The sequence below is a fragment of the Frankia sp. CcWB3 genome (assembly GCF_977927595.1).
Map to the genome: position 1 here is coordinate 10,605 of NZ_CDWRCK010000046.1, position 10,100 is coordinate 20,704.

The window sequence follows — 10,100 nt, forward strand, 5'->3', positions numbered from 1 at the left end:
CCTGTGGAGGGTTCGAAACGCGCAAGTTATTTCATTTCGACTTCCATCCGGGCCATCGGTGGCGTCAGAAAGTTTCCAATCTGTGCCACTCCAGCTCACCGTACAGAGGTCGGTTCCCCAGAAGTTTCGAGGCTTGTAGTTCGGCGATCCACCAATTATTCCGGCACTTGCATTGGACCAGATATATACTTTTGTCTCGTTGGGATTAAATTTTTCAACTTTATATCCGAGGGTTCGATAAATCAATTGAAAGTCGGGGGAGTTTACAGATGCAACTCCAAAATTTTTTGCCGTCTGATTATTGACATCAATAAGAAGTTGGCTGAGTCGATTGGCAGTCGAGGGATCTGCTATTGATCTAAAAATTTGCTTGAGGCGCGTGGGCTCGCGATTGGTAGCTTTTACGTACGCAGAAACGTAGTTGGCGCAGGCGCTGACGGCGCCGGCTTCGGTGCGGGGGTAGCCGACCGGGATACCGAACTCGTTGATCCGGGTGGGGACACCGGGGACTGAGGTGGGGGTGGCGGTGTCGGCCGGTTGGCTAGACGGCTTCGGCGAGGGGGCCAGCGTCGGCGTCACTCCGGGCGGGGTATCGCTCGGAGAAGTCTGCGGCGCGACGGACGCGGTATCCGAGCCATTCGAACCATTGTCTGGAACCACGTAACGGCCGATGACCAATCCGCCGATCACACTCACCGTGCCGGTGGTCACGATGATGATGATCAGACGTCTGGCCGCCCACTCCATAAGGCTTAGGGGACGTAATGAAGTAACAAATACGTGATCGAGAGCATCATCGCAGGTCACAGGCCTGTGGAGGGTTCGAAACGCGCAAGTTATTTCATTTCGACTCCTTACCAACGCCCACTCCCCTCACAAGACGGCACGGTCATCATCGCAATGTCCGCCCGCTGGTATCCGGGGAACAGGTCAGAAGAGCGTTGACGATGGGTCATGGACCACGCCGGGGTCAACGGCAACGGTGAGCTCGACGGCGGGTTGACGCTGGCCAGCCGGGTTAGGGTCGGGCGCGGTGGCCGTTGCGCCGGTGGCAAGGAAGAAGTTGACGAAGGCTGCCGCGGCACCGACGAGGAATGCGAGACCGAAGCCCGCGATCACACCGCTCTTGCCGACCATCGACGCGCGCTCGAGGCCCATCCGCTCGCCGAGTGCCCATGCGATACCACCCAGTAGCACGGCGGCGACTGCAGCGACCACCGCATAGGCCGCCAGGCCGTTGACCAGGTCTTTCAGAGCATTGATGCCAGGCGCCTTGGAGTCATCCGGGTTGACCTGTATCTCGGCGAGGACAACGGTCGCCTTGACGGCGGCGGCGTCCAGGATCATCTCGGTTCCTTTCCCACAGGCGGGGGGCCGCCCGGCCGATCCGGTCCGGCGATCCTTGTGGGTGCCGTTGGTGACCGTAGGTCGCCAAATGATACGCCCTGTGCCGCACGGTGATCCTCGGTAGTCGCTCGTGGGCCGCCGGAAGCGTCAGAATCTGCACGGGCGGTGACCGCCTCCGCGGCGCCGCCAGCCGCGGCCCCCGGCTGATCGACAGCGCCCGCAGCGGCCGTGACCTCGGCTTTCGCGAGAGTGAACAGGGCTTCCACGGCAGCCGCGGCCAGCCGGAGGTAGGCGCGGCGAGTACGTCGGCGTAGCCGAGGAATCCGTACCGGAGTATGCCTGCTGGGGTCGAGCCGGGCGTCGTACGGGATCCGGATCAGCGTGTCGACCTGCCTCCCGAGCCGGGCCGCCGCCGCGCGGGTCCGGGGCGAGGGACGGCCCCGGCATGGCGCGATCATGGCCGCCACAATCATCGGCCCGCCGTGTCTGGCTGAGCCACCACCCGCCGCGTCCCGCAACGTACACAGTCTGGTGAGCGTCGCCTCCAGATCGGCGGCGGTCGCGAGCGTGACGAGGATGATGAGGTCCGCGGCCTGGACCGCCGTAGGCGTCAGCGGTGCCTCGGCCGGCGCGTCGACCAGCACCAGTGGATAGGAATGCGCGAGCAGGCCGAGCACGGACCGCAGTCCGGTCGGGGCGACGGTGTCGTCCGCGGGGACGACGGCGGACGCCTCGTCGCCGGAACCGTCACCGTCGTGCCGGTCGGCTCCTCCGCCAACACCGCGTCGCACGGGAAGCACGTCGAAGTCCCTGGTGCTGCCCGCGGGACGACCATTGATCATCAGGGGTAGATCGGTCACCGTACTGTCGGAGGCTTGCCGGCGGGCGACGTCGGCGACCGTCGTCGTTCCGGCCGCGCCGACCCGGATCGCGAGCAGATCACCGCGTGGTTCGTCCTCGTCCTCGGTGTCGGTGCCCACAGGCGACGATGGCGCCCCCCCGGGAGACTCCCCCGGCCAGAGATCGACCGCGAGGACCGGCTGCGCCCGCACCCCGGCGAGGGTCAGCCCGACGACTCCGGCAAGGGTGGTGGTCCCGGAGTAGGGGAACAGCGAGGTCACCGCGATCCGCCATGAACCGGGCAACGGGATACGGGCCCGGTCGCGCAGAGAGAGCCGTACCGGAATCTCTTCCCACGGTTCGAGATCGCGCACGCCGACCCACGGCTCCTGCCACGGCCACAGCCGACCGTCCGACGACGGCTGGCGACGCGAGACGGTCTGGCCGCCTGCCGCCGCGGCCTTGCGGGTGGATCGAGACGCCGGGTCCGGCTGCGGCTGCGGCTGCGCGGTGGGGAGTGCTGGAGCCGTCAGCTGCTTCATGCCCGCGGCGGGCGAGACGGGCGCGACGGGCACGGCCGGCGTGTAGCGGGCGACCGGCGGTGCGACCGGCACCGCGGAGATGTGGCCCGGGACGGACGATTCGGAGACGACCGGATGGTCCGTGGGAGGGGCCTGCGGATCCCCGGGGCTGGTTACCTCGATCGGGCTGGTTACCTCGATCGGGCCGGTCGGGGCTGGCCGGCCGGCCGCGGTGGATGGAACGGTTGCCGTCGGCGGATCGCTCGGGCCGCCGATCGACGCCGCATCCGTCGGCGCGGCCGGTGTCGTCCGCGGCGGCCGCGGAGGCTGCGGACGACGGGGCGCGGAGGCGCGCGGCGGCCGGACGCGCGGCCCGTTCGGGGCCGGCAGTGGCCCGGTTGGGTGTGGTGGTACCGCAGTTGGGCCGCCACGGGAACCAGGACGCGCAACCGGGCTGACGCCTCGGCCTGACGCGCTGCCACCCGGCACGCTGCCACCCGGCACGCTGCCACTTGACGCGCTGCCACCCGGCGCGCTGCCACTTGACGCGCTGCCACCCGGCGCGGTGTTCACCTCCTGCGAGGATTCCACCGCGCCCGGGGGAACCGGGGTCGAACCGCGGGGATCTGCCGGCCGGGTTGGACGGCGGGAGGGATCAGCCTGGTTACGGGGCGGAATCGCCGACGGGCGGCCGGCGCGCCGGGCAGCGGCGCCGCGGGTGCGCCGGGAGCTGGTGTCCGCGCCCGAGGTCACCCGGCCCGGCCCGGTGCCGGGTGCCTCGGTCCTGGTACCCGGCACCGATGGCGGTATGTCGTCGGACGTGTTTGTACGGTCCGCACCCGAACGGGCCGCCGATGTCGCATCATCGAGGTGGAATGCCTCGCTCTGCCACGCTTCGTCGAGTGGCTGCGGCGAGCCCGTTCCGCCCCGCCGTCGATGTCGTCGGCGCCCGGATCGTGCATGGGGAGGTGACTCTACGTCTTCGGTGCCTGCCGCTTCGTCCCGTACGTACTGATCGTCTCGTATGTACTGATCGTTTCGGATGGGCGGACCGTCGGGATGGGAGACCGGCGAGGGTATGCGGGCACCAATGAGCGAAACGGGCCGCGCGTCGCCTTCCTCACCGTACGGTGCCTGTGGCACATCGCTCACGCGCCGTCGACCTCCCGGCCTTCTAAGGTTAGCTAGTGCCAGTTAAGGTTACTTACTGTTATCTGCGCTCGGCTGCGGTCGGATCGATGTAACACGAGTCATTCGAGTATGACAAGCTCTGGTCGAAGCTACCCATCCTGGGTGGGTCGGTGTACCTTCCGGAACCGGAGATGTGCCGTCCGGATCGAGGGGACGAACCGGCGGACGGTTCGGCGGACGGTTCGGCTGTGATCCGCGACGCGGCGGGCTGGGGGCGGCCTGGACTACACGGGCACCGTGCGTGCGGCAGATGGGAAAGGAGCGTCGGTGGCGCAGGACGGCTTCTCGACGGCGACGCCTCGGCCATCCCAGCGATCCGGCGCACCGCAGGGCGCGACGCCCGCGAAATCCCCGGTCGGCTCGGCCCCGGCCCGGTCCGCTCCGGCGGCATCCGGCCGGGTCCGCACGGCCTCGGCCCGCCCGACCGGCATGCCACCGACCGTCGCCTCCCGCAGCACACCGGCGCCCGCCGCCGCGGCGCCTCCGTTCGCGCCCCCTCCGCTCGCGCCGACGCCCGCCGGTGGTGCGCCCTCCCGACCCTCCGACGACGACGAAGTGCTCACCGTCGATGAACTGGTCGCCTGGTTGCGGTTGTCGGAGAGCACCGTCCTCAAGCTGCTTTCGGAACGGGCCATCCCGGCCCGCAAGGTCGGTCACCAGTGGCGGGTGCGTCGGGGGCGGGTGCGGGACTGGCTGGACGGTCGGGAATGAGCGATCTCACCTCGGTGCCGCCTCGCTCCGGCCGGCCGCGGTGAGGCCCCGGTTCTGGCTGGCCGTCGGACTGCTGCTCACCGTGGGCACCGTGGCCGGATGCGGCGCGCCGGGCAGTGCTGCCGATCCGTCCCCCGCTCCGTCTCCCGCCCCGTCCGCCACCACGGGGCCACCGCCCGGGGCGAGTCAGGCGCCGGGTCCGCCGCTGGCCACCGCGTCTGCGCTACCCACCGGCGAGGTGGACCGGAAGGACCCGGCGGCGGTAGCCGCCGACTGCTTCACGCGCTGGCAGTCCTTCGACGCCCGGACGGACCCCGGCCCGGCAGCCGGTGTCGAGCGGGCCCGCGACTGCCTCACCGAGGACTTCGCGGCCAGCCTGGGCGCCGGGGGTGCGGGCCTCGGTGGTTCGGGCGCCGGGGGGCCCGGAACCGCTGCCGGCGAGGACGGCCAGGCGTGGCAGGAGGTGCGCGCCGCGGGCACCCACTCGCGGGTGACCGTGCTGGCGACCACGCCCCTGGGCGGGATCGACACGACGGCCACCGGTCGGGTGGTGCTTCAGCTGAACGTGCGCCGCGAGACGGCGGCGGGCGGCGCCGCCCCGGTGGTGGCGCTGTCCACCCCGGCGCTCACTCTCCTGCGCCAGACCGACGGGACGTGGCGGGTCGCCGGCGCGGATCTGTCGAGCGTCGCCGGCGACGCACCGGGCCGGTGAGGCGTGATGGCCCGCGGCTTCACTCGTAAGCGTTCCCGCTGGCTGGTCTGGACGGGGGCGGGCGCGGCTCTCGTCATCGGCGGCGTTGTCATGCTGGTCTCCGTCCTCATTCTGATCATCGCCGGTCCCTTCATCCAGGATCAGGGCGGGGGTAACCGGACCATCAGGAACTCCGACGGCATCCCGGCCGAGTACCTGCAGACGATCATTGATGCGGCGAACGCGGCCGGATGCGCCGAGGTGACTCCCGCCCTGCTGGCCGCCCAGTTACACCAGGAGTCGGGTTTCAACCCGCGGGCCCGGTCACCCGTGGGCGCGATGGGGATCGCCCAGTTCATGCCCGGGACGTGGGCGTCCCACGGGCAGGGCGACGTGTGGAACCCGGCCGACGCGATCCCCGCGGCGGCCCGGTACGACTGCGCGGTGGCGGCCTCGGTCGCCTCCGTGTCCGGCGCGGCCCAGGAGAAGATGCTGGCCGCGTACAACGCGGGAGCGGGTGCGGTGCTTGCCTTCGCCGGCATTCCGCCGTACACCGAGACGCGTAACTACGTCCGCGCGATCCTCGCGCAGGCGCAGGTGTACGGCGACGCCTTGGAGCTCGGCGTCGGCATCCCCGCTGGTTCGGTCGCCCCGATGGTCGCCTTCATGCAGTCGCAGATCGGCAAGCCCTACGTCTGGGGTGCGACCGGTCCCGAGGCCTGGGACTGCTCGTCGCTGGTCCGGGAGGCGTATCGCCGCATCGGCATCGAGCTCCCCCGCGTGACGACCGACCAGCTGCGGTTCGGCCCGCAGGTCGCGGGCGTCGATCCGCAGCCGGGGGACCTGCTGTTCACCCCGGGCCCCGACGGCACCGCCGAGGCACCGGGCCATGTCGGGATGTACATCGGCGACGGCCGGGTCATCGCAGCCAAGGGAGCGCGGTGGGGGGTCGTCGAATCCGACATCTCGGACTGGAGTGGGACCGTGGCCGTGACCAGGCCGCTGGCTAGGCAGCTTTCCTGATCCGGATTTCCTGTTCCGGACACTCCGGGTGTGCTGTCGCTCCGGTCAGGTAGCCGCCTGGGACACGAAGGTGGACAGTCCGTCGGCCACACCACCGAGCGCACCGACGGCGCTGTGCACTACATCGGCGGCGTTACCCGGTGCCGTCACCGCGAAGAACAGGGCGAACAACCCGACACCATACGGCCAGAAGATTCTTTTCATCGAGGACCTCACAGAAAACCCAGTCGACACGGCCAGACGGACACCAACGCCGGTGTGTTACCGACAGCATGTGTGTACTCACCTTGAGTAGTTGCCGCAAGATGAATCGCCGGAGCGGTGAGTGAACTGCGCGGTGGCGGGGCCGGGGGACAGCGGATGGACAGGGATCTGACCATAGGTGGGCAGTAGGCAACGGATACGTGAACGGATCTAATAGTGCATGCCACCCCGGGTCGGTCGACCTCGATTCCCGGCGCGGGGTGGCTGCCCGGGGCAATGGCCGGCCTGGCCGGGGAAGCCCCCGCTCGGGACCGCCGGGACCGCTCAGGACGGCGCGATGCTCTGCGCGAAGCGGAACAGGTTGTCCGGGTCGTAGGCGCGCTTGACCTGGCGTAACCGTGGAAGGTTCGCCCCGTAGTACGCATCGGCCCAGGTGGTGAGGTCCGGGTCGATGTAGTTCTGGTACGCCGACGACGACATGAACGGCGCCGTCGCCGCCACCGTGGATCGCAACCAGCTCTGGTTAGCCTCTTTGTCCGCCGGGGAGGCGTCGACGGAGTACCCGGCGACGAACTGGGCGCTGGCGAGCGTGTCGCGGTGCACGAACGCCGTGTCACCCGGGCCGACCCGGTTGATCGCGCCGCCCCAGGAATCCAAGATTATGCTACCCGGACCGGCCCCGGGCGTGCGTTGGCGTCGCTCGAGCGCGGCGAGCATCGTCTCGACCCCGCCGGCTGGCATCGGTTCGGCGAGGAACGCCGAGGCGGCCCGTTGGGCCACCCGTGGCAGGGTGCCTCCGGGCGTCCGGTCGCGCAGGTGGCACGTGTCAACGCTTTTGCCCGCGCAGCCCGCCTCGAGCAGCATCGTTTCGAGATGGCCACGCTGGGCGACGAAGGTGCTCGAGGGCCTCCGGCCGACGGCGGCGACGAGGTTGGCGAGTCGATCCCGCAGCCACGTGATCCGCGTGTCGTCGGCGCCGCCCGCGAGCACGCCGCTCACCCGCAGGGCCGGACTGCCGGTGACCCCGGTCGTCGGCATCGAGGTCATGACGCAGGTCGACCACAGGTCCTCTGGCGCGCCGCCGCTGTCGGCGATCCAGCCCTGCCACGCGGTGAGCACGTCCGCGGCCACGTCCCAGGGCCAGCGGTAGGTGAACAGCACCAACGGTGTCGCCCGATGGGTGGCGAAGGTGAACGACGTCACGATGCCGACGTTGCCCCCGCCCGCGCCGCGTAGCGACCAGAAGAGGTCCGGCTCGGTGTCGGCGTCGGTGCGCACGGTCTCCCCGGAGGCCAGCACGACCTCGGCGGAGACCATCCGATCGCAGGTCAGACCGTAGCGCCGGCTCAACACTCCGATGCCGCCGCCGAGGGCGAGCCCGGCGATGCCGACGGTCGGGCATGATCCGGCCGGCAGCGCCAGCCCGTTCTCGGCGAGTGCGGAGTAGACGTCGATCAGCAGCGATCCGGCTCCGATCAGCGCGGTGCCGTCGGGCCCCGGCCGGACCGACGCCATCGCAGTCACGTCCACGACCAGCCCGGTCGTCGTCGAGTAGCCCCCGTAGCTGTGGCCACCGGCCCGCGCGACGAGGTGTATCCCGGTGGAGCGGGCGAAGTCGATGCAGGCCGTGACGTCCCCCGCAGACATGGCACGGACCACCGCCTGCGGGCGTACCGCGTCGAAAGCCGGGTTGAACAGCATGCTGGCGACGGCGTAGTCCGGATCGGTCGGTCGCAGCAGCGGACCGATCAGCCGTTCGTCGAGCGTGCGCCAGTCGATCTCCGTCGGTGTCGGGTGGGGGGCGTCCTCCTGCTGGCAGGCGCTCATCAGGCCGCCACCGAGCCCGAGCGCGGCGAGTCCGAGCCCGCCGGCTCCGGCGGTCCGTAACACCGATCGTCGGTCAGGCTCGTCATCCACGGTCAGTCCTCACGGCTGCTACGAGTCCGGGGAGTGGACGATGGTCGTCACGAGTCGTCCGACCATCCGTGTCACCGGCGATACCCTAGGTCACCGGCGATACCCTAGCCCGGTTGGGCGACGGTCGTGATGGTGCCGTTCGGATCGATGCGGCGCACCCGGTCGTTGCCGTTGTCCGCGATGTAGAGCGCGCCGCTGCCGTCGACCGCGACCGAGCTCGGGTTCTTGAACTGGGCGGCGGCCGCTGGGCCGCCTTCGCCGCCGGAGCCTTCGACGCCGGTGCCGGCGATCGTGGTAATCACGCCGTTCGGGTCGACCCGGCGGATCCGGTGGTTGCGGTAGTCGGCGAGGTAGAGCGTCCGGCCGTCCGGGCCGACGGTGAGCGACGGCACGTTCAGCTTGGCCCGGGTGGCCGGGCCGCCGTCACCCGAGAAGCCCTCCTCGCCGGTCCCGGCGACGGTGGTGATGATCCCGCCCGGGGTCACCTTCTGAATGGTGTCGCTGGCGAGGTCGGCGAAGTAGAGGGTGCCGTCGTCGGTCATCTGGAGATCGTTCGGGCCGTTGATCTTCGCTGCGGTGGCCGGGCCGCCGGCGCCGCCGTAACCGGCGTCACCGGTGCCGGCGATCGTAGTGATTACCCCGGCTGGGCTGATCTTGCGGATCCGGTTGTTCTTCGCGTCCCCGATGTAGATGTTGCCGGCCTTGTCACGGGTGGTCGATCCGGGCCCGTCAAGCTGCGCCGCGCTGGCCGGGCCGCCGTCGCCGCTGATCCCGCCGGCTCCGGTGCCCGCGAGGTCGCTGACCGCCCCGGCAGGGGTGATCTTCTGGATGCGGTCCGTCGCGAGGCTGGAGACGAGCAGCGAGCCGTCGGGATCGACATCGACACTGTAGGGGCTCAGGCCCTGCACCGACAGCGCCGTTCCCCGGTAGGCGGTTGCGAGGCGTGCCGTGCCGCCGCCGCGGTCACCGCCGCGGTCACCGCCGCGGCTGCCGCCGCCCGAGTTCGTCACCGCTGCCACGATGCCGACGGTGAGGGCGACGATGACGACGAACGCGACCGCTCCGATGATGAGCGGCGTCCGGTTACGGGCGTTCGGATTCGACTGGTGCCCGGCCTGGCGGGTGGCGGTCGGTGGTACCCCCGCCATCCCGTGCACCGGTCCCCCCGGACCGGGCCGGTACGTCTGGTCGCCGGGGCCGCCCGGTCCGCCGTACCCGGGGCCGAGCGGCCGCGGCGGTGGGGTCGACCGCGGCGGTGGAGTGTTGCCCGGCGGGAATCCACCCCAGCCCGGCCCAACCGGTGGTGGGTATCCCCCCATCGGACGGCTGACCGGACCACCGGGTGCTCCGGGACCACTCGGCATGGCGGGACTCCCCGGCCCGTTCGGGCCGTTCGGTGCGCCCGGGTACCCGATCCGTGGGCCCGGTCCGCCCGGTGGCGCGCCAGGGAAGCCGGGTCGACCGGGGGCCGGCGGGCGCGGGGTGGTCGAGGTGGCGAGCGCGGCCTCCCGGATCTCGTCGTCGATCCGCACCTTGACGTCGGACCGGGACAGCCAGGCCATGCCGAGGGGTAAACATTCACGTAGATTCGTGATCTTGCGGTGAGTGGTTGGTGTTGGAGCTGGGTGTGGATGTTGTTCGCCGTTCTGGTGTGT

The 10,100-nt window shown here is 70.3% G+C and carries 9 protein-coding genes; 3 read left to right on the forward strand and 6 right to left on the reverse strand.

Features of this window, described 5'->3' with window-relative positions; translation table 11 throughout:
* The 3 genes from ACY5KJ_RS05905 to ACY5KJ_RS05915 form a co-directional block, all read right to left on the reverse strand.
* Positions 1–807 (reverse strand): hypothetical protein (locus tag ACY5KJ_RS05905; protein WP_462202946.1); only part of this gene is annotated, 807 nt, incomplete at its 3' end.
* Between the two features lie 123 nt (positions 808–930).
* Positions 931–1,347: a DUF6112 family protein gene (locus tag ACY5KJ_RS05910; protein ID WP_462187218.1), complete on the reverse strand. Its 417-nt coding sequence runs from the start codon at positions 1,345–1,347 to the stop codon at positions 931–933.
* Positions 1,344–2,801, reverse strand: coding sequence for a MinD/ParA family ATP-binding protein (locus tag ACY5KJ_RS05915; RefSeq protein WP_462187217.1), 1,458 nt, complete (start codon positions 2,799–2,801; stop codon positions 1,344–1,346). Before ACY5KJ_RS05915 ends, ACY5KJ_RS05910 begins: the two co-directional genes overlap by 4 nt.
* Before the next feature lie 1,365 nt (positions 2,802–4,166).
* Between ACY5KJ_RS05915 and ACY5KJ_RS05920 the strand changes: the two genes are divergently transcribed.
* The 3 genes from ACY5KJ_RS05920 to ACY5KJ_RS05930 are packed head-to-tail and all read left to right on the forward strand — an operon-like array spanning position 4,167 to position 6,324.
* Positions 4,167–4,610, forward strand: a complete 444-nt coding sequence (locus ACY5KJ_RS05920) for a helix-turn-helix domain-containing protein (RefSeq protein WP_462187216.1) — start codon at positions 4,167–4,169, stop codon at positions 4,608–4,610.
* A gap of 40 nt (positions 4,611–4,650) precedes the next feature.
* Positions 4,651–5,322, forward strand: coding sequence for a hypothetical protein (locus tag ACY5KJ_RS05925; protein WP_462187215.1), 672 nt, complete (start codon positions 4,651–4,653; stop codon positions 5,320–5,322).
* Positions 5,323–5,328: 6 nt separating this feature from the next.
* A complete protein-coding gene (locus ACY5KJ_RS05930; RefSeq protein ID WP_462202947.1) occupies positions 5,329–6,324 on the forward strand; it encodes a C40 family peptidase in 996 nt (331 codons plus the stop codon).
* A gap of 45 nt (positions 6,325–6,369) precedes the next feature.
* On the opposite strand, the gene ACY5KJ_RS05935 is transcribed toward ACY5KJ_RS05930, so the two are convergent.
* The 3 genes from ACY5KJ_RS05935 to ACY5KJ_RS05945 all read right to left on the reverse strand — a co-directional run bounded on the left by ACY5KJ_RS05935 (position 6,370) and on the right by ACY5KJ_RS05945 (position 9,593).
* Positions 6,370–6,528 carry a hypothetical protein gene (locus tag ACY5KJ_RS05935; protein ID WP_462202948.1) on the reverse strand — a complete coding sequence of 53 codons (159 nt, stop codon included), beginning with the start codon at positions 6,526–6,528 and terminating at the stop codon, positions 6,370–6,372.
* Between the two features lie 324 nt (positions 6,529–6,852).
* Positions 6,853–8,445: an FAD-binding oxidoreductase gene (locus ACY5KJ_RS05940; RefSeq protein ID WP_462202949.1), complete on the reverse strand. Its 1,593-nt coding sequence runs from the start codon at positions 8,443–8,445 to the stop codon at positions 6,853–6,855.
* A gap of 104 nt (positions 8,446–8,549) precedes the next feature.
* Positions 8,550–9,593 (reverse strand): SMP-30/gluconolactonase/LRE family protein, encoded by a 1,044-nt coding sequence (locus tag ACY5KJ_RS05945; protein ID WP_462202950.1) that lies wholly within the window; start codon positions 9,591–9,593, stop codon positions 8,550–8,552.
* Positions 9,594–10,100: the final 507 nt, after the last annotated feature.